General features: G+C 67.8%; 27 protein-coding genes. 2 read left to right on the top strand and 25 right to left on the bottom strand.

Going from position 1 to position 22,131, the window contains the following annotated elements; translation table 11 throughout:
• Positions 1-7 precede the first annotated feature (7 nt).
• The 16 genes from ccmE to CE453_RS20705 all read right to left on the bottom strand — a co-directional run bounded on the left by ccmE (position 8) and on the right by CE453_RS20705 (position 12,994).
• On the bottom strand, positions 8-469 hold the full coding sequence (ccmE, locus tag CE453_RS20630; protein ID WP_089178050.1) for a cytochrome c maturation protein CcmE: 462 nt from the start codon (positions 467-469) through the stop codon (positions 8-10).
• A 44-nt stretch (positions 470-513) separates the two neighbouring features.
• Positions 514-1,617, bottom strand: a complete 1,104-nt coding sequence (gene ccmI, locus CE453_RS20635) for a c-type cytochrome biogenesis protein CcmI (protein ID WP_089176280.1) — start codon at positions 1,615-1,617, stop codon at positions 514-516.
• A gap of 64 nt (positions 1,618-1,681) precedes the next feature.
• Positions 1,682-3,064 carry an ATP-binding protein gene (locus CE453_RS20640; protein WP_089176281.1) on the bottom strand — a complete coding sequence of 461 codons (1,383 nt, stop codon included), beginning with the start codon at positions 3,062-3,064 and terminating at the stop codon, positions 1,682-1,684.
• Positions 3,065-3,073: 9 nt separating this feature from the next.
• Positions 3,074-3,742: a response regulator transcription factor gene (locus CE453_RS20645; RefSeq protein ID WP_089176282.1), complete on the bottom strand. Its 669-nt coding sequence runs from the start codon at positions 3,740-3,742 to the stop codon at positions 3,074-3,076.
• Between the two features lie 31 nt (positions 3,743-3,773).
• A complete protein-coding gene (locus tag CE453_RS20650) occupies positions 3,774-4,097 on the bottom strand; it encodes a PepSY domain-containing protein (protein ID WP_089176283.1) in 324 nt (107 codons plus the stop codon).
• Between the two features lie 63 nt (positions 4,098-4,160).
• Complete coding sequence (locus tag CE453_RS20655; RefSeq protein WP_089176284.1) at positions 4,161-8,078, bottom strand: baseplate multidomain protein megatron; 3,918 nt, start codon at positions 8,076-8,078, stop codon at positions 4,161-4,163.
• Complete coding sequence (locus CE453_RS20660) at positions 8,078-8,509, bottom strand: C40 family peptidase (protein WP_089176285.1); 432 nt, start codon at positions 8,507-8,509, stop codon at positions 8,078-8,080. The genes CE453_RS20655 and CE453_RS20660 overlap by 1 nt, the downstream gene beginning before the upstream one ends.
• On the bottom strand, positions 8,506-9,387 hold the full coding sequence (locus tag CE453_RS20665; RefSeq protein WP_089176286.1) for a DUF2163 domain-containing protein: 882 nt from the start codon (positions 9,385-9,387) through the stop codon (positions 8,506-8,508). The genes CE453_RS20660 and CE453_RS20665 overlap by 4 nt, the downstream gene beginning before the upstream one ends.
• Positions 9,388-9,394: 7 nt before the next feature.
• The gene (locus CE453_RS20670; RefSeq protein ID WP_089176287.1) at positions 9,395-10,033 is read right to left on the bottom strand and encodes a DUF2460 domain-containing protein; all 639 of its coding nucleotides are present in this window, start codon (positions 10,031-10,033) and stop codon (positions 9,395-9,397) included.
• Between the two features lie 11 nt (positions 10,034-10,044).
• Positions 10,045-10,641 carry a phage tail tape measure protein gene (locus CE453_RS20675; protein WP_089176288.1) on the bottom strand — a complete coding sequence of 199 codons (597 nt, stop codon included), beginning with the start codon at positions 10,639-10,641 and terminating at the stop codon, positions 10,045-10,047.
• A 36-nt stretch (positions 10,642-10,677) separates the two neighbouring features.
• Entirely contained in the window at positions 10,678-10,878 is a 201-nt protein-coding gene (locus CE453_RS20680; RefSeq protein WP_089176289.1) for a phage tail assembly chaperone, read from the bottom strand.
• Entirely contained in the window at positions 10,875-11,219 is a 345-nt protein-coding gene (locus tag CE453_RS20685; protein ID WP_089176290.1) for a gene transfer agent family protein, read from the bottom strand. Before CE453_RS20685 ends, CE453_RS20680 begins: the two co-directional genes overlap by 4 nt.
• 10 nt (positions 11,220-11,229) lie before the next feature.
• Positions 11,230-11,640 (bottom strand): phage major tail protein, TP901-1 family, encoded by a 411-nt coding sequence (locus CE453_RS20690; RefSeq protein WP_089176291.1) that lies wholly within the window; start codon positions 11,638-11,640, stop codon positions 11,230-11,232.
• 36 nt (positions 11,641-11,676) lie between these two features.
• Entirely contained in the window at positions 11,677-12,087 is a 411-nt protein-coding gene (locus CE453_RS20695; protein WP_089176292.1) for a DUF3168 domain-containing protein, read from the bottom strand.
• The gene (locus tag CE453_RS20700; RefSeq protein WP_089176293.1) at positions 12,084-12,422 is read right to left on the bottom strand and encodes a phage head closure protein; all 339 of its coding nucleotides are present in this window, start codon (positions 12,420-12,422) and stop codon (positions 12,084-12,086) included. Before CE453_RS20700 ends, CE453_RS20695 begins: the two co-directional genes overlap by 4 nt.
• A gap of 2 nt (positions 12,423-12,424) precedes the next feature.
• A complete protein-coding gene (locus tag CE453_RS20705; RefSeq protein ID WP_089176294.1) occupies positions 12,425-12,994 on the bottom strand; it encodes a head-tail connector protein in 570 nt (189 codons plus the stop codon).
• 70 nt (positions 12,995-13,064) lie between these two features.
• On the opposite strand from CE453_RS20705, the gene CE453_RS20710 reads away from it, so the two are divergent.
• Together CE453_RS20710 and CE453_RS20715 are read left to right on the top strand one after the other, a co-directional pair.
• Positions 13,065-13,832 carry a S1 family peptidase gene (locus CE453_RS20710; RefSeq protein WP_089178051.1) on the top strand — a complete coding sequence of 256 codons (768 nt, stop codon included), beginning with the start codon at positions 13,065-13,067 and terminating at the stop codon, positions 13,830-13,832.
• 64 nt (positions 13,833-13,896) lie between these two features.
• Positions 13,897-14,748, top strand: coding sequence for a S1 family peptidase (locus CE453_RS20715; RefSeq protein ID WP_089176295.1), 852 nt, complete (start codon positions 13,897-13,899; stop codon positions 14,746-14,748).
• Positions 14,749-14,796: 48 nt separating this feature from the next.
• Here the strand turns inward: CE453_RS20715 and CE453_RS20720 are convergent, their stop codons facing one another.
• The 9 genes from CE453_RS20720 to CE453_RS20760 all read right to left on the bottom strand — a co-directional run bounded on the left by CE453_RS20720 (position 14,797) and on the right by CE453_RS20760 (position 21,954).
• Positions 14,797-16,053, bottom strand: coding sequence for a phage major capsid protein (locus CE453_RS20720; RefSeq protein ID WP_089176296.1), 1,257 nt, complete (start codon positions 16,051-16,053; stop codon positions 14,797-14,799).
• A gap of 34 nt (positions 16,054-16,087) precedes the next feature.
• Positions 16,088-16,594: an HK97 family phage prohead protease gene (locus CE453_RS20725; protein WP_089176297.1), complete on the bottom strand. Its 507-nt coding sequence runs from the start codon at positions 16,592-16,594 to the stop codon at positions 16,088-16,090.
• The gene (locus CE453_RS20730; protein ID WP_089176298.1) at positions 16,591-16,770 is read right to left on the bottom strand and encodes a hypothetical protein; all 180 of its coding nucleotides are present in this window, start codon (positions 16,768-16,770) and stop codon (positions 16,591-16,593) included. The genes CE453_RS20725 and CE453_RS20730 overlap by 4 nt, the downstream gene beginning before the upstream one ends.
• Entirely contained in the window at positions 16,767-16,967 is a 201-nt protein-coding gene (locus tag CE453_RS20735; RefSeq protein ID WP_198302171.1) for a hypothetical protein, read from the bottom strand. The genes CE453_RS20730 and CE453_RS20735 overlap by 4 nt, the downstream gene beginning before the upstream one ends.
• A complete protein-coding gene (locus CE453_RS20740; RefSeq protein WP_089176299.1) occupies positions 16,964-18,145 on the bottom strand; it encodes a phage portal protein in 1,182 nt (393 codons plus the stop codon). Before CE453_RS20740 ends, CE453_RS20735 begins: the two co-directional genes overlap by 4 nt.
• Positions 18,146-18,184: 39 nt before the next feature.
• Entirely contained in the window at positions 18,185-19,450 is a 1,266-nt protein-coding gene (locus CE453_RS20745; RefSeq protein WP_089176300.1) for a DNA-packaging protein, read from the bottom strand.
• Positions 19,440-19,832 carry a hypothetical protein gene (locus CE453_RS20750; protein ID WP_157733133.1) on the bottom strand — a complete coding sequence of 131 codons (393 nt, stop codon included), beginning with the start codon at positions 19,830-19,832 and terminating at the stop codon, positions 19,440-19,442. The genes CE453_RS20745 and CE453_RS20750 overlap by 11 nt, the downstream gene beginning before the upstream one ends.
• 161 nt (positions 19,833-19,993) lie before the next feature.
• Positions 19,994-20,575, bottom strand: coding sequence for an LOG family protein (locus CE453_RS20755; protein ID WP_089176302.1), 582 nt, complete (start codon positions 20,573-20,575; stop codon positions 19,994-19,996).
• Positions 20,572-21,954 carry a dipeptidase gene (locus tag CE453_RS20760; RefSeq protein WP_089178053.1) on the bottom strand — a complete coding sequence of 461 codons (1,383 nt, stop codon included), beginning with the start codon at positions 21,952-21,954 and terminating at the stop codon, positions 20,572-20,574. Before CE453_RS20760 ends, CE453_RS20755 begins: the two co-directional genes overlap by 4 nt.
• Positions 21,955-22,131: the final 177 nt, after the last annotated feature.

Below are 22,131 nucleotides of genomic sequence, written 5' to 3' on the forward strand. Positions count from 1 at the left end.
GCCCGGCTCACGGCTTCGCGGGGGCGGCCGCGCCCGCCTCGCCCTGCCAATGCCCCTGCTTCTTGAGGGCGTCGGCGACCTCGCGCGGCATATAGGTCTCGTCGTGCTTCGCCAGCACGGAATCCGCCTTGAAGCGCCCGGCGCCCTCGAAGACGCCTTCCGTCACGACGCCCTGTCCCTCGCGAAACAAATCCGGCAGCAGCCCGTCATAACTGACCTTCACGGCACTCTTGCCGTCAGTCACGGCGAAGGCGACGCGCTGGCCGGGGCCTCGCTGGACCGAGCCGGCCTCGACGAGGCCGCCCAGGCGCATGCGGGTGCCGGGCAGCACGCCCTTCTCCGTGATCTCGGTCGGCCCATAGAAGAAGACGATGGTGTCGCGCATGGCGAAGAGCACCAGCCCGGCGGCGACGGCCAGCATGGCCCCGGCGGCGGCGATGATCGTCAGCCGGCGTTGCTTGCGGGTCATGCGCCGCTTCGCGGGCATCGGCCGCGTCGTCTGGGCAGCCGTCGTCATGGCTTGACCTCCTTCAGGGCCAGCTCCTCGGCCAGGGCATCGATTGCGGCCAGCGCGGAAGCATCCTGCGCCAGTCTCTCGCGGGCCGTCTTCACGGCTTGCAGCGCCTGCGCCTTCTCGCCGAGCACGGAACGGGCTCGGATCAGGCGCGACCATTCCGCCAGCGTTCCGCCGCCGGCGTTCAGGCGATCCGCCAAGCCCTCCACCATGCCCTTGATCGCCTGCTGGCGCTCGGCATCCGGCAAGGCGGCGATGGCATCGCCATTGCCCGCGGCCTGCAGGCGCGCGAGCCGGTCGCGCACAACCACCGCCCAGGCGGCGTCGGGCGGCGAACCGGCCAGGAGCGCGTTCAGGGAAGCGATGGCGCCCTGTACGTCGCCATCCTGCTCCTGAGCCAGCGCAAGGTAGTAGCGCGCCCGCGGATTCTTCGGATCGAGCTTCACCGCTTCGGCAAAGGCCTCGCGCGCCGTGGCGGTGACAACCCCTTCGGCAGCCAGGGTACGGGCCTCGCCCAGGCCGGCGAACTGCTCGGGATCCGGCTTGCCGTAGCGCAGGGCGGAGGCGAAGGCATTGGCCGCATCGTCATAGCGCCCCTGGCGCAGATAGATCGGTGCGATCAGCGACCAGCCCTTCGTATCGGTCGGATTGGCGGCGAGGTGAGCTTCCATGCGCGCGAACACGACGGCGAAGTCCTGCTGCGGCCCGGCCTTGGCGAGGCGTGCAGCCAACGGCTGATCAGGCGTATCGGGCGAGCCGTAGGACCCGTAGACCAGCAGGGCCAGCAGCGGCACGAGCGAAAGCATCAGCGCCGAACTGGCGCGGCGACGGCGCAGCGACGGTTCCGTCTCGCCGGCAGGCGAGACCTCGTCGCCAGCGGCGCGCAGCAGCCGGCGACCGGCCTCGACCCGCGCCGCCTCGGCCTCGTCGGTCGCGATCAGGCCACGGGCCAGATCACGATCGATCTCGCCGAGTTGCGAGCGATAGAGGCTTCTGGCGTCGGCCGTATCGGCGAAGCCCGGAATCGAGGCGCGGCTCAACGGCCAGAGCAAGGCGAAAATCGCCGCTCCCGTCATCACCGCAAAGACCGCCCAAATCATCATTCCGCGTTCTTAATCAATCGGCCGCGCCGGTTCATGGTGACAAAGGGTCACGCGGCCCCACCGCTCATACCGAAGGAAGGGCCAGACGCGCCCGTAAGCCGCCGAGCGGCGAGCGATACAACGCCAGCTCGCCGCCATAAAGTTTGGCGAGGTCTACCACGATCGACAGGCCGAGCCCGGAGCCCGGCGTGGTCTCGTCCAGCCTGCGGCCGCGCTTTAGCACCTCGGCCATGGCGTCCTCCGGCAGGCCGAGGCCATCATCGTCGATGAACAGGGCCAGCGGCTCGCCGGGATTTCCGCTTCCGGCCTCCAGCGACACCTCGACGGTCGAATTCGCCCATTTGAAGGCGTTGTCGAGCAGGTTGCCGAGCATTTCCTCCAGATCCTGTTTCTCGCCGCGAAAGCGCAGGCGGCCGGGCACGGTGTGGCTACCCCGGATGTCCCGGTCCTGCGAGATCTTCATAAAGGTGCGCAGCAGGGCTTCGAGCGAGGGTGCGACCTCGGTCACGCCTCCAAGCGCGCCTGAGAGCGCGGCCGCACGGGCCCTGTCGAGATAATACTGGACCTGATCGCGCATCACTGCCGTCTGCGCTTTGACGGTCTGCGACAAATGCGCCTCGCCCACGCCGCTCTCGGCCTCGTTCATCATCACGCTGAGCGGGGTCTTGAGCGCATGGGCGAGATTCCCGACCTGGGTACGCGCGCGCTCGAGAATCTCCCGGTTGGTATCGATGAGCTGGTTGAGCTCGCCGGCGAGCGGCGCGAGATCGGGCGGGTAGCTGCCGAGGATGCGGTGGTTCTCGCCGGTCCGGACAGTACCGACGGCGGAGCGCAGTCGCACCAGCGGGCGCAGGCCGAAACGGACCTGGACCAGCGTCGACGCCACCAGGATCAGACCCAGCAGCACGAAGGTCATCGTCAGCGCGAAGCGGAAATCCTGGATATCGCCTTCGATCTCGTCGGCGGGGGCCGCGACCGCGACCGTGAAGCGACCGTCCTCGCCGACATCGATCTCGCGCTCCAGTACCCGCAGCGTCCGGTCATCCGGCCCGGAGACGTAGCTCTCGCGCAGCCCGCGGCTGTTCGGCGCGATTTTCTGGTCGAGAAGCTTGGGCAACTGACCGCCGACCAACGAGCGGGAAGCGCGAACGTTCGGACGGTCGCCGTCGAGCCGCGTGATCTGCCAGTACCAGCCTGACAGGGGCAGGTCGAAGCGCGGCTCGCCGAGATCGCCTATCGACTGGCGCTCGGTCTCCGGCGGTGCCGCGAGGTCGGCTACCAGCTCCTTGATGTAGACCGAAAGCCGCTCGTCGAAGCCCCGCTCGGCGGAGCGGCGGTAGAAGGTGGTGAGGCCGAGGCCTGCCAATACCAGGATCAGGACGCAGCAGAATGCCGCCGAGAGGAACAGCCGCGCCCCCAGCGAAAAGCGATGGGATCTGAACGGCATGTCCCGCGATCAGACCTTTTCCGGAGCAGCGGCGATGTAGCCGAGTCCCCGGACGGTCTCGATGATCTCGACGCCGAGCTTCTTGCGGAGCCGGCCGACGAAGACCTCGATGGTGTTCGAATCGCGGTCGAAGTCCTGATCGTAGAGATGCTCGACCAGTTCGGTGCGCGAAACCACCCTGCCCTGATGGTGCATGAGGTAGGAGAGCAGCCGGTATTCATGCGAGGTCAGCTTGACGGGATTGCCGTCGACGACGACGCGGCTGGCCCGCGTATCGAGCCGGACCGGCCCGCAGACGAGCTCAGATGTGGCATGGCCGGCAGCCCGGCGCAGGAGCGCGCGCACCCGCGCCAGCAATTCCTCGACATGGAATGGCTTGACGACATAGTCGTCGGCACCGGCGTCGAAGCCGCCAACCTTGTCGCTCCAGCGATCGCGCGCCGTCAGAATCAGCACCGGCATGGTCTTGCCGGCGCGGCGCCAGCCCTGCAGCACGGCGACGCCGTCGACCTTGGGCAGGCCGAGGTCGAGAATGACGGCGTCATAGGGCTCGGTCTCGCCGAGAAAGAGCCCTTCCTCGCCATCAAAAGCCTTGTCGACGGCGTAGCCCGCATTCTCGAGCGCCGTGACAATCTGGCGGTTGAGGTCCTTGTCGTCCTCGACGACGAGCAGTCTCACGGTCTGTTCGCTCCAGTTTACGAGCCGGGTATCACCGGATGGTAGCGACCTTGCCGGATTGCCCTTCCAGTGTCACGCGCGCAACCTTGCCGTCGCGCTTCAATGTCGTGACGACATACACCAGATCCTCGCCCTGCCGACAGAGCCGGATGCGAACGACCTCGCCGGGAGCGGCGTGACGAGCGTGACGGGAAGCTTCGACCGGCTGGATGACCCGGCCATCCGCAACGACAGCCCGCGTCTCGTCGGAGGAGAGGCAGGACATCGGCGCCGGATCGTCGACGCGAACGATGGGAGCCGGCGACGAAGCCAGAAGCGCAAAGGCAAGAATGGGTTCGACCGGCATCATCATCATGGGTTAGCCCCGCACGCGTGAATGCGCCATGAACATGCTGCCCCTTCCACAACCCAGACTAGATCAGCCGACGGCTATGCGTCCACGCCATTCATGCCCGCCACCGACCGTCGCGCTGAGCTGGCGCAGCGAAATGGCGATTTCGAGCTGCGGGCTGCCGAAATCGAGGATCTCGCGCTCGGCCGGATAAAGCCAGCCCGACTCGTTCACGGTTGCGCTATGAGCAATCGCCTCGCCGTCGAGAATCGCGACCTCGTAGCGTTCGCTCTCCTCGCCGAGCGGCACGTCCAGCAGGTCCCAGGAATCACCGTCGACGCGCGTGCGCCTGAGCCAGCTCAGAGCGATGCCGGCCTCCGTTCGCCTCGCCTTGACGCGAACCGGAGCGAGCGGCAGCAGGGCCGCTCCTGCAACCTCGGTACTGAACTCGGCCATCGTCGGATCGCCGACATCGTGCCGCGCCGGGCCGACCCGGTAGCGGAGCCTGCGGCCGAGGTCGGCAAGATCGCTCGTCAGCGTCACCGCCGAACCGTCGAGCACCACCAGCCGCGCACCGGCCGGCAAGAGCCGCCGCGCCGCCGCCTCCGAGCCGCCGAGCCCGCGAATGAAACCTGAAAGCCGGAAGCGCTGCGGGCCGATCAACTCGACCTGCGCCGCGGTGACGAGTTCGATCTCGCCAGCTTCGTCGATCAGAGCCAGCGCATTGGCCCCGGCCAGGGCGCTTTCGATCGGCACGGATGACAATACGCCGCCGCGCAGCCTGACTTCCAGGACCGCCCGTCGATCGCCGCGCCAAAGCGGACCGGGCGGAAAATCCGTCAAGGTCTCACCGACGATCGAGGGCGCCTCGACGAAACCGGCGAGATCGAACAGACCGACCTCGTCTGCACGCCAGATCGCCAATGCTCCCGGCCAGGGCGCGGCGAAGGCGGCAAGCGAGAGCAACGCGGGCGGTTGCCTTACGGCAATGGGGAGAGCGAGGGGAGCAACGAGCGGCCGGCCGGGCAAAGGCGGCGGCGATCGCGGCGTCCGCTCCGCTCCCTTGATGCCGGTTGTCCGATAGATCGCAGGCTCGACCAGGCGCGCAGAGAGACGTCTGCTCGGCCCGTCGGCAAGGCGCGTGATCCGAAACAGCCGGTCCGCGCCGTTGACGGGAACGGCAACGACGTCGCCCGGCTCGAGGTCGAGGCACCGTGGCGAGATTTCGCATTCGAGCGTTTCGCGCGCAGCCCAGGCCTCCTGCAGGCGCTGGTCGGCAAGGCGTTGCCCTTCGGCCGGACGCGTAACGATCGCTGTCTCCACCGCCACCTCTCGCCGGGCGGCGCCGGCAAGCCGGCGCGAGCGCGCCGCTGCGTTGCGATAGCCGTTCTCGCCATCGCTGAAACCCAGCCGCAGTTCGAGCGGCAGCTCCGTCTCCTGCATGCGCCTGAGGCTGAAGGGCTCGCCGTCTCGATCGAGGATCAGGTCATCCGAGCCGAGGCGACGAGACACCATGCCGCCTCGGTCCTCGAAGCGCAGGGCGCCGGAACTCATCACCGCATCGAAACCGAAGGTCTGGGCGAGCGGCTCCAGCGCCTGTCGGGCCGAAAGCGGCCGGTCGAGCACATAACCGTCGAGGAAGCCATCGACCGCGATACGATCGGCGGGCGGCAAGCCGAAATCGGCGATGAGCTTCGCCACGAGACGATCGACCGGTGTTCCCTCCAGGCGACCATTGAGCCAATGGCCAGTCTCGAAATTGCCCCCGTCGGCCCAGACACCACCGAGATCGGGGAAAGCCGGGAACGGCCGTACGTCCCAATTCCAGACGAAGATGTGCGCCGGATCGACCATGCGGATGCCGGTGACGGGATGGACCGGATTGCGGACCGCCTCGAAGCCAGCGCGGGCCGGGTCGAAGCCGGAGATGATGCCTTCCAGCGCCCGAGCCTGGACGAGATCGTCACGCGCGCCGCTCGAAAAGGGCGGAACGCCCCCTTCCGCCGATTTCATGTCCGGGAAGACGTTCGGTGCGTTGCCTCCCTTGTCGACCGCCGGTACGCCGATCTCGGTCAACCAGATCGGCTTGGCGCCGGGCACGAAGGCGGTAGAGCTCGTCTCGACACCGTCGGCGCGACGGATATGCGGATTGCTCCACCAGCCGACCAGATCCTTCGGCCGGAACAGCCAGGGCTTGCCATAGGCGCCATCGGCGATCGGCAGCCGCTCCTGCGCGACGCGGCCGGCCTCGTCGGCGTAATACCAGTCATAGGCTTCGCCCGATGTCAGGCGGCCGCGCAGATAGGCAAGGTCGGCCGGTCCAGCGGCAATCGCGGCATCGGCATGGGTCGCCGAATCGCGCCAGTCCGAAAGCGGCGGATAATAATCGATGCCAATGGCGCCAATCGCGGGCGAGCTCCAGAGCGGGTCGAGCGGGAAGTCGATATCGTTACCGCCGTTGCGGACATCGGCACCGTATTCGGTCCAGTCGGCCGCATAGGTCAGCGTCGTCGCCGGCAGGATCGCGTGGACGTCGTCGGCAATCGCGACGAGGTGGTCGGCCATCGGATAGCCGCTCGAACCGCGCAATTGAGTCAGGCCGAGCAGTTCCGAGCCGATGACGAAGCCTTCGACGCCGCCAGCGGCCTGCGCCAGCATGGCGCAGTGCATTACCAGTCGGCGGTATGACCACTCCGCGGGCTTGGCGCAGGCCACAGAGCTTCCGGCAGCGCTCATGTCGACGGGAGCGACCGTCCCGACAAAGGCAGCAACCTGCGCCGCCAGGTCGGACGTGCCCTCCGGGCTGCCGTCGCGACCGGGCGCGGGATCGCACGTGATGCGCCCGCGCCAAGGGTAGCGTGGCTGACCGACAGCTCCTGTCACCGGGTCGGGCAAGTCGTTGCCGGCGGGGATATCCATCATCAGGAAAGGGTAGAGCACCACCTCCAGCCCGTAGTCGAACCGCAGCCGGCGGATCAGCGCGATCACGCTCTCGTCGGAGGGCGTGCCACCGAAGGCCGGGCGGCCCTCGATCTGACTGACCGGGCGAGCGGCAGCGCGGCTCAAGCCTGCGACGGACCATTCCGCCCCGACGGTCGGCTTGTGTGGGATCTCGACCCGTGGCGCGACTGTGCAGGAGCCCGCACGCAGATCGTCGCCGAACCAGGTCACGACCAGGGAGACGCGTCTGAGGTTCGGGCAGAGCGAGACCAGATGGCCCAGCGCCGCGTCGACATCCGTGCCGCCGTAAAGCTGATGGCGGGTCAGGCTTTCCGTCACGCCGGGCTCGGGCTCATGGCTGACAGGGCGGGTATCGTAGACGAACTCGCCTGCACCCGGCGTCAGCGCCACGGCACGGATCATGGCGCCCAACCCGTCCACCGCCCGCACCACCTCGAAATCGAATTGCGGGATGCGGTTGCCGTAATCCGCCAGCGGAAAGCGCTCGAAGACCACATAGGCGAGCCCGCGATAGGCCGGCGCCTCGCCCGCTTCCTTGGCGAGGATCAGCGGATCGGGATCCTGCGCTTCGTGGCCGTGATGGACGCGCATCGTGACGGTGTTCACGTCGAACTCGCGGCCATCGACCCAGATGCGGCGGACGAAGGCGATCGACCCCTCGCAGAGTCCGATCGCCAGATTGGCAAAATAGCTATAGGTCGTCTCGTAGGTCTTCTGCGAACGTCCACCCTTGCCGCCGCTCTTGTTGCGGGTGATCGAGAGCTGGATCTCCTCCTCGAAGCGCGTCGCCCAGATGAGCTGGCCGCCGAGCCGGGCCCGGCCGTAAACGCGCGGGATCGCGGCACCTTCGGTGGCGGCGAGGCCATTGACCTCCTTCAGCCGCGGCCCCTCGACAGCTTTGTTGCCGCCGACACCGCCGAGGCAGGTCTGGTCGATGCTCGCTCCAGCGAGGCCTCCGAGCGCCTGCCCGATGGCTCCGCCCACCGCCCCCCCGAGCGCCGTGCCCAGCGCAGCACCCGCCACCTGCAGAAGAAGCGTCGCCATCAGTCGGTTGCTCCAGGGAAGGAAAAGGCATGGCTGAGATGGCGACGCCACCAGCCGGTGAAGGCGACCTCCGCGACCGCGGCACCGTCATGAGCATGGATGATGCGGTCGGGCGCGCTCAGCACGGCGCAGTGCTTCGCCGGAAGATGCTCGCGCCAGCGGAAAAGCAGCACGTCGCCCGGCCGGACCTGCGCCAGAGCGACCGGTACGAGATGACGCAAGGCCGCGAGCGCCAGCGTCTCCTGCCCCAGGCTTTCGGCCCAGTTGGGCGAATAGGGCGGCGGGAGCTCCGGCTCGGGCCCACAAAGCTCGCGCCACAGCCCTCTCACAAGGCCGAGGCAGTCGCAGCCGACGCCACTCAGCGAGGCCCGGTGATGGTAGGGCGTACCGAGCCACTCGCGCGCGGCCGTAACGATCTCCGTGCGCTTCATCGAAACAGGCTCGCGCCATCGAGCGCGCCGTCGCCGGGCCGAACGCCGCCGATGATGAAGTCCGAGGTCGGCATGTGCGGAAAGCCGCGGAAGTTGACACCATTGCCGAACTTCGCGCGACAGGTCGCGAAGCTCTTGTCGCAGCCCGGCGTCACGCTGAAGGCATCGTCGGGCCGGATCGGCGCCGGAGCCGCCTGCCAGAGCTGGAACAGAGTCAAGCCGCCCTCGACGCCATGGCGCTTTACCTCGCTGGCGTAGCCGGCATTCGCTCCGGTGGTGAAAACCAGCCGCCCGCCGGTGAAATGCCCGTCGGCATAACCGCTCAACCCGGCCGCGGAGAGGGAGAGCCGGCCGTCGCTCTCTGCGACGCTGGCCGCCGCCGCGGCTAACGCGACACCGCAGCGGGCATCGCCGAGATCGGCCGAGCAGGAGCGCAGGTAGAGCCGGCCACGCTCTTCGTCGAAAGCCTTGGCGAAGCCCCGAATCTCAGCCGTGAAGCCGTTCTCGCCGCGCCGAATCTCGCCGACGAACCCCTCGTCGAGCAGGACGCGCTGCCCTGTCTCGGCCCAGTTCACGAGCCAGATCCGCAGGCGCGCGTCATCGTAGAGGCCATGCGACAGATCGGCCTCGTTCAGCCCGGTCGCGGCGAACGCACCGGCGACATCCCCGCCGCCGATAGCGAAGCCGAGTTCGGCCGTCGTCTCGGCTGCTTCCAGCGCGGTTGCGGCGGCAAAGGCGATGCCTTCGAAATTCAGAGGCCGGTCATGATCGGTGAAGCCAAGGACGAGGCCGTCGCGCCGCGTCAGGCTCCAGCAGCGGCACATGGTCGTCGCGCCGCCGTCAAGATGGGCGGTAAGGTCGGAAAGGATCTCACGCATGGCGGCCTCAGGGCAGAATCTCGACGACCGGGATGCGCGGAATCTCGCCGGCCTCGAAGGCGGAGAGATCGACCTCGATCGCATCGGTGTCGAAACGCACAGGGACGTCGAAGGCGAAGCCGGCCGTAATCACCGCGCCGGCCGGCGGGGCATGACCGGGGGGGAAGGCCACGAGCCCGGTCACCGGATCGCAAGAGAAGGCCTCCGGCGCCTGCACGACACCATCGACAGCCACCAGCACGCTCCCAGCCTGAGGCTTGGCGATGACGCGGCGATAAGCCAATGCGCCTGTTCCGTAGCTCTTCCAAAGCTGGAATTCCGCCGCCAGCCCGTCGCCCGCGCCGATGGCCTGGTCGGTCGCAGCCGGCGCCTGCGACGGTGCACAGCTCTTCCAATCGAGCTGGTCGCGCCAGCGGAAGCCGTAGAGCCTCCCGCGCCGCTCCTCGAAGAAGCTGATCACCTGTGCCAGAGCGTCGAAGGAGCGTACGCCGAGCCCGGCATCGTAGCGCCGGCGCGAATGCGCCCAGCGGCTGTTGCGGACCTCGCGCCCGGAGGCAAGCGTCACGATCTGAGTCTGGCGTTCCGGCCCGCCACGCGCCCCGCGCGCGACATCGATCGGAAAACGGACCTCGTGGAAATCGGTCATGGGTGAACCCGTCAGAGTGCGCGGCTGCCGCGAGCGACAGCCCGCGCGATCGCCGCCGAGACCTGCGCCTCAGAGCGGCGGAAGCTGTCGGCATCGGGGGTCGAAACCTGGACCGTGACGTTGAGCGGCCGCATCGACCTGCCGGCCGCCCGCACGCCGAGCCTGCCGTCCGGTCCACGCGAGAGCGGCATGATCGCCTCGGCTCCGCTCTCGCCCATCAGGCCGAGCCCTCGCCCCGTCGGAAAATAGGATGGCGAGGCGACGACGCCGCCCTCGGCAAAGGGGGCGACGGACACCGAACCGCCGCCACCCAATGCGCCGAAGCCGCCGGTGAACAAGCCAGTCAGGTTTTTGATACCAGTTCCAAGCAGACTGGAGATGCCGGTCTGCAGTGGCTTCAGCGCCGTCTTGAGCAAACTGTCCGTCATGGACCGGCCGACGCTGCGCAGAACGTCCTCGAAACGCTTGCCCTCGACGACGCCGCGAGAGAAGGCGTTTACGATCGATTTACCAAAGCTTTCAGAGGAACGGCTGAGAGATTGAGTCAGGGAATCGATCGCTCGCAGGTCGGAAAGACGGGCGGAATCGAAAGCGTTCTCATCGGCCATGGCTGTCCTCTTCAGAAACAGATTCAAGTTTCGACGTCAGGTGTCGGGAAAAGCGGCCATCAGGCCTTCGAGAGTCGCGCGCGCGGGCACTTCCCGTCGGGCGTCGTGCCGCCAGGCCCGCATCGCCGCGGCGAGCTCGCGTGGCGTCGCCGCCCAGAAGCGATCCGGCGGCCAGCCGAGCCGACCGAGGCCGAACGCCATCGCCTCCCCCCAGGGGAAAGCCGCCGGCGGGCTCAGGCCTCCGGCGGCGGCTGAGGGCGGGCCGGCTCGCTTTCGCCGAACGTCGCCTCCAGCAAGGCGATGGCGGCCTTGATCGCCCCGGCGAGCCCGCCGTCGAAGGAGAGGCCTGCGACCTCCTCGTCATGGATCACTTTGCCCGCACCGCGCAGGCCCGCGGCGATGATACGAATGATGTCGCGGGCCGAGAGGTGGCCGGTAACGAAGCGCTGGCCGAGCGCCGGCAGGCTGTCGACGGCGAAGGCGTGCTCGAGCTCGGCCAGGGCGCCGAGTGTGAGCCGCATGGGCAGGGCTTCCCCCGCAACCATGAGCGCGGTCTCGCCGCGATGACGATTGACCATCCCGATCTCCTCAGAGCGAAGCGAAGGCGAGCGCGCCGGCCGATTCCAGCGAGAGGTCGAAGGTCACCTCCGCCGCATGGTCGCCGCGATATTCGAGGCTGGTGAGCTGGAATGGCCCGACGACGGTGCCAAAATCCGGCACGACGACCTGCCAGTCGCGGATCGCGCCGTCGAAGAAGGTCTCCCGTACCAATGCATCAGAGGCCGCATCCTTGAAGATGCCCGAGCCGCTGATGCTGGCGCGGCGGACACCGGCGCCTTCCAGCAATTCGCGCCAACGCCCGACGGATTCCGCATGGGTCACGTCCACCGTCTCGGCGTTGAACGCGATCTGGCGGGCACGCAGCCCCGCGACGGTGGTGAAACCGCCTTCGCCATCCGCGACCTTCAACAGCAGGTCCCTGCCCTTCTGTGCCGACATGCGGCGCCTCCTTCGATTATCGGAATGGTTTGGGTGCTAAAGCGGCTCGGTCACCGCACGGAAGCGGACCGTCACGCTCGGAAGTCCGTTGCGCGGCTCGCGGGCGAGCCGGCTCGACAGCCAGCGCAGATTGACGAGGTTGTGGCCCTCGGGGGCGAGATCAACCTCGTCGAGTGCTGCTACGATTAGCCTTGCTGCTTCCAGTGCCTGCCGCGCGGAACTGCTTTGCGCCGCCCAGATGACGAGCGCGAGCTCCTGCTCGCAGCCGCGTTCGGTTCCTGCCGACCAGTCGCGCGCCTCGACCTCGCCATGGACGACGTAGAGGCCACGCATGGCACGCGGCGCCTCGTCGAAGATGCGATCGGCGCCGATCAGGGCGGTCAGGGCGGCGTCGGCCTCCAGTCGCGCCTGGATCGCGGCGCGCAGGGCCAGGATGGCCTCGCTCATGGCTTGACCTCCTCGACCAGGCAGACCAGTCGGCGGCGCGACCCGTCCGGATCGGCCGCGGCCCGGATATCGAAGATGCGCTCGCCGTCGCGCAGGCGCCTTCCGGAATCGACATCGCCGCGCCAACGCATGGTCATGCGATAGCGCGCGACCTGCTCAGGCCGCCCCTCGCGCCATTGCTCGATGCCGGACAGATACTCGATCTGCGCCCAGAGCGCGCCGACGGCCGTAAAGTCCTGTGTCACGCCCCCGAAACCGTCCGGCGTCGCAACCGGCGCTTCCAGCACGAGCCGGCGTCGCATCCGCCCGATGGCGGAGTTCGTCGCCTCGGCCATGGTCAGAGCCTCATCCGACGATAGGGCGCAATCAGCGCCACGATCTCGGCCGGCAAGCCTTGTGCGTCGCGGCTGGCGACATCACCGCGCTGCTCGAACCAGCGCGCGGCGAGCCGCAGCACCGCCTGACGCAGAGGCGCCGGAACCTGGTCCGCCGCTGCTCCGTAGCCGGCCACGATGTCGATCTCGATGGCCCCGCGGTCGCGTCCGGCCTCCGGCACCTCGCCGGCAAGGCGGATCAACGGCGGATCGGCCAGCGGATCGAGCGCCAGCGCCGTTCCGGCGACAGGCTGTGGCGCTCCGAGCAGGTCATAGACCCGCGCGGCGGTGATCGTGCCGACAGGCGACAGCGGCAGGCGGATCTCGCCGCCGGACGGCCAACGGTCGAGCACGATCCGCCACGGCTGGTTGATGAGACAGCGGCCCGAAGCTGCCTCGATCATGAGGCGTGCGGCCGTGATGAGCGTTGCCAGCAGGTCGTCCTCATCGGCTTGGTCGAGGCGCAGGAACAGTCGGGCTTCGACCAGCGAAACCGGCTCGGTGGCCGGCGGCTCCAGGGCAAGCGGCGTCATGATCGGTTCCTTCGAGGGTTCAATTGCGGGAGGCGACGCGCTATCAGCGCCCCTCGAAGAGGAGCGCCCGATGCGGATCGCGAACTGGATTCTCGGCCTTGGCTTGGCCTATGGGCTCGGTCTTGCCCCGGCACAGGCCGTCGTCGGCGGACGCGAAGGCGGCCCGGCCGAAGCTGCAACGCTGATGGTGCTGAATGCGCGCGGCGGCGTCTGCACAGGGATCGTGCTTTCGTCCCGCGCCATCCTCACGGCAGCTCATTGCGCGGCTGGCGGCACGGAGCTGCGCATCCACTGGCGCGCCGGAAGCGAGCCCGTGCTGATCACCCCGGCCACCGTCAGCCTCCATCCGGAATTCAATGCGAAAGCGGTCAGCAACCGTCGCCGCTCGATCGACCTCGCCCTGATCCGGCTGGCCGAGTCCCTGCCGGCACGCTTCGCCGCGGCGACGCTCGACGATGGTGCCCAGCCGCGGGCCGGCAGCCCGGTCACGCTCGCCGGCTACGGCGTCTCGCAGGAAGGCGAGGCCCGGACGACCGGCAGCTATCGCTCAGCCGCCCTCTCCGTCGTCGAGCCCTATGGCCCTGGCCATGTCCTGCTCTGGGCCGCAGATCCGGCCGGCGCGGGCAAGCGGCCCGGCGCAGGCGCCTGTCAGGGCGATTCGGGCGGCCCGGTGTTCAACGGGGCCGGCGTCGTCGCCGTGAGCAGCTGGTCGACCGGCCCGGCCAAGCGCAACTGCGGCCTGCTGAGCCAGGGCGTCCTCGTCGGTCCCCAACGCGGCTGGATCGACGCGACGCTGGCGCAGTGGGGCGAGAATGCGCGCTGGACGAATGCCCGCTGACGGAAATGCTGGACTGCGGCTGCGCAGCTTCTAGATTATCCTGCCGTTCCCGTTGATGTGTTCCATGCTCGCGCGCACCCTCGCCATCCTCTCCCTCACCTGCGGCCTTGCTCTGGCGACGCAGCCCGCTTCCGCCGTCGTCGGAGGCGTCAACTCGCGCGATGCCGGGGGGGCCCGCGCCTCGACCGTCAGAATCGAGACCAGCCGGGGCGAATTGTGCTCGGGCGCCGTCATCGCGCCCGAGATCGTCCTGACCGCGGCACATTGCCTGGCCGATGGCGGCTCGATCAGCGTCGTCAGTCTCGACCCACGTTTCCGGGCGCGGCGCCAGACCGTCATTGCCTTGCTGCCACATCCGAGCTTCGTGCCCGGCACCACGCCACGCACCCAACCCGGCACGGATCTCGCGCTTCTGCGGCTGGCGCAGCCGCTGCCTTCCGACATCGAGCCGCTGAACCTCGGCGGCCAGCTCTCGCAGGGTGAAACCGTCACCATGGCTGGCTACGGGCTGTCTGCCGAGAACAACAACAAGACCGCACGGCGCCTGCGCGAGACGCGGCTCGTCAACGCCGGCAACTACACCACGCAGAACACGGTCAAGGTCGCCGTCGATGTCGAATCGCGCGGCGAGACCCCGGGTGCCGGCGCCTGCCGCGGGGATTCGGGTGGACCGGTGCTGCGCGGCACGGCCCGCTCGCGCGATCTCGTCGGCATCGTGAGCTGGTCGAGTGGCCCCCTGAAGACGCGGGCACGCCGCATCTGTGGCGGGTTCACCGCCATCACGCCGGTGAGCGAATACCGGAACTGGATCGCCGCCGGCAGTGCCAAGCTCCTGGCGCTGGGTGGGGCCCAGCGTCAGGATGAAGCTGTCCAGCCGCAGATGAACGCCGGCTGGAGTTGGTGGTTCACGCGCTAACCCAACCGGGCACCCCACGCTTGTTCGGGCGTGGGGCGCGCGTAGCCATCACACCGCGAATTTGAGGCCCTTGATGGCGGCGAAGTCCTGGACGCCACCACCGACGCGCTTGGTCGTGTAGAACAGGACGTAAGGCTTGGCGGAATACGGATCCCGCAGGATGCGCACGCCGGCCCGGTCGACGACGAGATAACCGCGGCGGAAATCGCCGAAGGCGATCGAGACCGCGTTGTTGGCGAGGTTCGGCATGTCCTCCGCCTCCACCAGCGGGAAGCCAAGCAGGGTCGCCGGCGCGCCGGCCGAAGCCGGAGGCTGCCAGAGATAGTTGCCATTGGCATCCTTGAACTTGCGGATCGCTCCCTGCGTCTTGCGGTTCATCACGAAGGAGCCGTTCTGGCGGTAGCCGGCCTTCAGCGCATAGACCAGGTCGACCAGCACGTCGGCGGGGTTCGAAGCGGCGAAGGCACCGGCGACGCCGGTGTTGAGCACACCGATATTGCCCCAGCTCCAGCTTCCCTCGGCAACGGTCGGATAAGCGAGGAAGCCCTTGGGCTTGTCGACGCCATCACCATTGACGAAGGCCGCGCCCTCCTGCTCCGCGAAGGCGCTTTCGACCTCCTCCGCGATCCACTGGTCGATGTTGACGATGGCGTCGTCGAGCAGGGTCTGCGTCGCAGCCGGCATGGCGTAGAGCTCCATCGCCGGGAAGGAGAGCTCGGCCAAGGTCGGAGAGCCAGCCTGCGGGCGCGCCGCGGTCTCGGCCACCCAGCCGGAGGCGGGGCCGGTGGTGGAGAAGGCCTTCTTGTAGGTGCCGGACGAGATGGTGCGGACGGTGGCGAGCGAACGGATCGGCGAAACGGCCGTCAAGCGGCGCAGGATCTCGCCCTCGACAGTCGAGGGCGCGAGATAGCCGCCATCCGGACCGGAGCCGGCCGAGAGCGCCTTGGCCTCCAGCCGTTTCAGCCCGCCGGCTTCGCCGCTGCGGACATAGGCGGCGAAGGCTGCCTTGTGCTCGGCGACGAGCGGATCGCGGCGATGGATGCCCTCCCCGTCCTGGCCAAGCGGCGGCCGGGCACGATCGAGCGTCAGCCGGTCGATGCGGCGCATGGTGTCGTCGAGCGCGGCATCCATGCGGGCAAGCTTCTCCTCGGTCAACGGATCGGCACCGTTGCGGGCCTCGATCCCAATGAGACGCTCGTCATTCGTGGCACGGTAGCTCTCCAGCGTGTAACGCAGGTCCTCGAAGGCGAGCGCGAGATCGGCGCCGGCCGCCTTGGTCTCCGGGGCGGTGTCGAGATGGATCATGGGTTCTCCTTGCAGGATTTTCCTGGGGTGAAGGTCAGGCGAAAGCGGGATTGCGGAAGGCCGTCTTGACGGCGCTGACCCGGGCCTGGGGCAGCATCGGGAAAGTTACGATCGAGACCTCCCAGAGATCGACGCGCTCGAGCCTGCGCAGGCCCGTGCGCGGCTCGTTGCGGGCGCGTTCAGAGCGAAAGCCGATCGAGAGGCCGTCGATTGCCCCTTCCCGCATCAAAGCGAGGATTTCGCGAGCGCGGGCGACGGCGAGCGAAAGCCTGCCGCGCACGAAGAGGCCGCGGCTGTCCTCGCTCAGGCTGAGCCAGCGACCGAGGGGCTCGGCCGGATCATGCTGCCAGAGCAGCTTGACCCCAGACGGCCCGCGCCTTGCGAGGCTGTCACGGAAGGCGCCGGGCTCGACCACGTCCTTGCCGAGATCGGGGATGCGGAAGAGGCTGGCATAGCCCTCGAACACGCCATCCGGCAGGATTCGAGAAGGCTGCAGCGGCAGGAGCTTCGCTTCGATCGGGAGACGGCAGGATGCGTTCATCGGCTGCTCTCCCCGCCTTTGCCGCCCTGCGGGCGCCCGCTCTCCAGCTTGGCCAGGTTGCGGACGAAATTGCTGAAGGTATCCGCTGTCACGCCGCCAGGCCGTGCCTTGGCCGGCTGCGCCCGGGCTGAGCCCGGCCGGACCGACGGCGGTTTCGCATCGCGCGTACCCTTCATGATTGATCCCCCTCATGGCGTGCGTTGAAGCGGTTGAGCTCACGGACGAAGTCGTCGAAGCGGCGGTTCGCAGCCGTCAGTTCGCGGAAGACGAGCCAGGCGAGGCCCGATGCGCTCGCCGCCCAGAGCAGCAGGCCGAGATGGCCGACATCGGCCCGGCCGATGAAGGCCGTGACGATCTGGTCGAGCATGTTCATGGCTGTTCCTTCCCGGAGGCACGCCGGCCATAGCCGACCGCCTCGCGTTTCTCGTCGTCATCGAGGAAATTCGCCGCGCCGAGGCGCCGCCAGAGCGATTCCCGCTCATCGGCCAGCGCCTCGACGGCATCGAGATCGGGTTCCAGCGTGATGTCGTCGCCGAAGGCGGGGCCGAGCCATTGCGCAAGCGACTGTGCAGTGCGCCTGACCAACGGGATCACGGTCTGGCGCCAGAGCGCGCGGTTGGCCTCGGCGAAATTGGCGTGGGTGTTGTCCCCCGGCAGACCCAGCAGCAGCGGCGGTACGCCAAAGGCCAGCGCAATCTCGCGCGCCGCCACACCCTTGGCCGCGACGAAATCGAGCTCGGCCGGCGTCAGCGACAGTGGCTTCCAGTCAAGCCCGCCTTCGAGGAGAAGCGGGCGCCCGGCATTGCGGGCTCCCTGGAAGGAATCCTCCAGCTCCTGCTTCAGTCGGTCGAACTGCGCTTCGGTCAGCGTCGCGCCATCAGGCCCATCATAGACCAGCGCACCGGAAGGCCGTGCGGCGTTGTCGAGCAGCGCCTTGTGCCAATTGCTGGCGGCGTTGTGGATGTCGAGAGCGATCGCCGCCGGCTCGACCGGCGAGAGGCCATAATGGTCGTCGACCGGGTGGAACAGCGTCAGATGCAGGATCGGCGGCGGGTCGCCCTCGTCCTGTCGGAACCGCACCGTGTCGCTACCGACCGTATAGTCATAGGCCTCCGGCCAGCCATCGCGGCCAGGCACGACACGCATGCGGTCGGGCCTTAACGCATAAAGCTCGCGCGGCTCACGGCCGGCGCTCACGGCCTCGACATAGGCGTTTCCGGCGACGAGGAGGTGCCCGAACAGCATCTCGCGGAAGGCGATGCCGCCCTGGCGTGGATTGGGCCGCTCGATGAGTGCCAGCGCCGGATGCTCCGGCACCTCGCGGTCTCCGATCTTGGCGACGAGCGGCGTCTGCGCGGCAGCCTCCGCGATGAGGCGGACACAGCGGTGCACCACGGGATTGCGCTCATAGCCCTCGCGCGACAGGGCGACATAGTCGCGCGGAGTCCAGACCGCCCGCCCGGCCTCATGCAGGGCGATCAGCGGCCCGACGCGCGAGCGCTTCTGGTCCGGCGCGGCACGGCCGCGCAGGCTACGAAGGAAATCGAACATGGAGATCTCGCTGTTGGAGCGTGAATGAAGCGCCGGGGGCTATATCCCCCTCACCCGCGGCCGGCCCTTGGCTGCGAGCATCAGATGGGTTAGCGCCCAGACGAGCGCATCGAGCCGATCGGGCGAGCGACCGCCTTCGAGACCGCCGGGGCCGAAGGAACACATCTCGTCCTCCAGCTCCGGAAAGGTTCCGGCATGGCGGACCCTCCCCTGCGCATAGAGCGCAGCGACGGGCTCGGCGCGCAGATATTTGCCGCGCGTCGCCCTGACCGAGACGACCGGCACGCCGGAATCCACCTCGCGGATGATGCTGTCGACCATCTCCCCGCCCTGGTTGACCTCGACGACCAGCGCATCGGCCTCGTGGCGGCGATAGAGTGAAACCGCCTTCTCGGCCCATTCCTGCGGCCTGGCGCCGGCGATCGTCGCATCTTCCAGCACATGGCCGAAGCCATCGCCATCGATGCCAGCCACGACCAGCCCACAACGATCGGCCCGTTGCGAAGATGAGGCGGGCGGGTCGACGGCAACGGCAATGCGGGCGAGCGATGGGGGCAGCCGTTCGCGGGCCTGCTCGATCATCGCTCTCGTCCAGAGCGCGTCCTGACTCTCCTCGACGATCTCGCCGCCGAGCTCCTGGCGGCCGAGCCGCGTGCCGCCATAGGTTTCGGTGACGGTGCGGACGAACTCCGCCGCGAGGTTGTAATGGTTGTCCTGTGTCTTCGCCCGGCTGACAGCGACATGCGGCTCGACCAGCAGGCGCTTGAGCAGCGGAACCGGCCGCGGCGTCGTCGTGACGACCTGCCGCGGATGGTCACCGAGCCGGAGCCCGAATTGCAGCATGTCCCAGCACTCCTGGAGGTTCGGCCATTTCGCCAGCTCGTCGCACCAGGCCGCGCCGAATTGCGGACCGCGCAGCCCTTCCGGGTCTTCGGCGGAGAAGACCTGTGCGATCGCGCCGTTTGGCCATTGCAGCCGGCGCAATGAAGGCTGCCAGACCGGCCGCTCCCAGCGCGTATGGATCGAAAGCAGCCCAGAGACGCCCTCGACCATCACATCGCGCACCTGCCCCTGTGTCTCGCCAACGAGGGCGATGCGATCCGTCCGCCTGTTGGCGAAAGGCGGGTGGCCCAGCGCCATACCCTTGACCCATTCGGCCCCCGTGCGAGTCTTGCCCGCCCCGCGTCCGCCGAGAACCAGCCAGATCGGCTTCGGCGGTTCCACTGGCCGCTGATCCCCTCTCGACCAGAGCCACCATAGCTCCTGAAGAACCTCGGCCTCTCCGAGCGGAAGCTCAGGGAGCATCTCCGGGATCAGCTTCGCCCAGCTCCCGACGGGCAAGCGCTTCAAGATGTCGAGCAAGATCCTGACGGAGCTGTGCGACATGTCGCAGACCGTCGGCGGCAGAGAGTTCATCCGTGTGTTTGTCCCTCTTGCCGCCCTGCGGTTCCTCGATCGCGACCAGCTCCCGCACGGTGCGCGCGAGCGTCGCCAGCGCCTTGGCGTCGGCCTCGCTCGCCGCGGCTCCTTTCGGCAGATCGGCGAGATGCTCCTCGTGGGAGTCGAGCTGGCGCTTGGCAGCACGCCAGAGCTGCCTCACCACCCGCTTGCGCGAGAGCACCGGCTGTTTCGGCTTGGTCGCAAAGGTCGTCGGCTGCGGCGTATCGCTGTCGTCGTCTTCGGCCATGGTTTCCGTCTCCGGATGGCAGCCACGAAAAAGCCGCCGGCTGGAGAGCGCGGCGGCTTCGTTCAAGGCATATTTCGTGAGCGTTCCTGATCTCTACCGGATCAGCGTCACGATGTCAAGATAATATTCCTACAACCTGAAGGGGCAATTCCGAGGATAAGTCAGACATCTTCCTTCTCGACCCATTTGTAGGTCGCGGCCGGAACATAGGCTTCCATCCGGTCGAGCAGTGTTGCGGGCTCCGTATCGGTCATCGCCATGGCGCGGTGGCTCTGCTTGAGGAACCCCGCCTCGACCGTCTGGTCGAGGAAAACCGCCAGCGCGTCGTAGAAGCCGGCGATATTGAGCAGGCCGAGCGGCTTGGCGTGGATGCCAAGCTGGCCCCAGGTCCAGATCTCGAACAGTTCCTCGAACGTGCCGATGCCGCCGGGCATGGCGATGAAGCCATCCGACAGTTCGGCCATACGCGCCTTGCGCGTGTGCATGGTGTCGACGACCTCGAGCCGGGTCAGCCCGACATGGCCGACCTCGCGGTCGCGCAATGCCTGGGGGATGACGCCGTGCACCTCTCCGCCGGCCTCCATCGCGGCATTGGCGACGACGCCCATCAACCCGACGGCACCGCCGCCATAGACCAGCGTCAGGCCACGCCGGGCGATTTCAGCGCCCATGGCGCGGGCGCCGGCTGCATAGACCGGATCATTGCCGGGATTGGAACCACAGAAAACACAGACTGATTTCATGAACCGAGAGCTTGCAAAATGCGGGCCCAGGAGCGCTGGCCCTTATGGAAGGAAGAGAGGTCGTACTTCTCGTTCGGCGAATGGACGCGGTCATCGTCGAGGCCGAAACCAACGAAGAGCGTGTCGATGCCGAGCGTGCGTTTGAAATCGCCGCCGACGGGGATCGAGCCGCCGCTACCGATCGAGACGACGCGCCCGCCCCATTCGTCGGCGAGCGCCTTGCGCGCCTTCTGGAGCACGGGCGAATCCGGCGGCACGGCCAGCGCCGGCGAGCCGGAATGGCTGATGAACTCGGCCGTCACGTCGTCAGGCAGGCGGTCGCGGACGAACTGGTGGAATGCGGCAGCAATTTTTGCAGGATCCTGGTCACCAACGAGACGGAAGGAGACCTTTGCCGAAGCTTGGCCCGGAATGACCGTCTTGCTGCCCTCGCCCGTATAACCGCCCCAGATGCCGTTGACGTCGCAGGTCGGGCGGGACTGGATCTGCTCGATCAGCATGCGCCCCTTTTCGCCGATCGAATGCTTCAGCCCGATCTGGCCGAGGAAATCCTTCTCGGTGAGATTGAGATCGGCCCACTCCGCCTTCTGGGCGTTGGTCGGCTCATGCACGCCGTCATAGAAGCCGGGAACGGTGATGCGCCCGGTCTCGTCATGAAGTTCGCCGAGGATTTTCGCGAGGATATGGATCGGGTTTGCCGCGGCGCCACCGAAGAGACCCGAATGCAGGTCGCGATCGGCCGCGGTCAGCGTCACCTCCTGATAGACCATGCCGCGCAAGGTCGAGGTGATCAGCGGCGTCTCGCGGTCCCACATGCCGGTGTCGCAAATCAGCGCGTAGTCGGCCTTCAACTCGGCGGCGTTGGCCCTGATATAGGCCGGCAGGTTGACCGAGCCCGACTCCTCCTCGCCCTCGACCAAGATCGTCAGACCGATCGGCAGGTCGCCGGTCTCGGCCAGCGTCGCACGCACGGCCTCGATGAAGGTCATCACCTGGCCCTTGTCGTCGCAGGCGCCGCGAGCCGAAATGACCTTGCGGCCCGGCTCGATCTCACGGACGACCGGCTTGAACGGCTCGGTGTCCCAGAGGTTCAGCGGATCGACCGGCTGCACATCGTAATGCCCGTAGAACAGCGCGTGGGGCGCGCCGGGTTTCGGCCGATGCGCCAGGACGACGGGATGGCCGCCGGTCTCGCGCAGTTCGGCCTTGAATCCGAGGTTTTCGAGATCGGCGCGGAGCCATTCGGCGGCGGCCCGCGTTTGGGTGTTGAAAGCCGGATCGGTGCCGACCGACGGGATCTCGAGCCAGGAGGACAGGCGATCGAGCGACGCGTCGAGCCCGGCATCGAGACGGGCGAGAATAGCGGGAAGCTGGGACATGGCGGCCATCGGATGCGATTCAGATGACGGCATCATGGCAAGGCTCGCGCCGGGCGTCAGCCCACAATCGCGCATTGCCGCCCGGCCACTTCGCAAATCTTAATTGAAAACGCTTCGCAACTGCATTGACACGCAGCCGGAGCGCCTTTACGTCTTATTGCAAACAAGTTGCAGCAA

The organism is Bosea sp. AS-1 (genome assembly GCF_002220095.1).
In the GTDB taxonomy this organism is placed as follows: Bacteria; Pseudomonadota; Alphaproteobacteria; order Rhizobiales; family Beijerinckiaceae; genus Allobosea.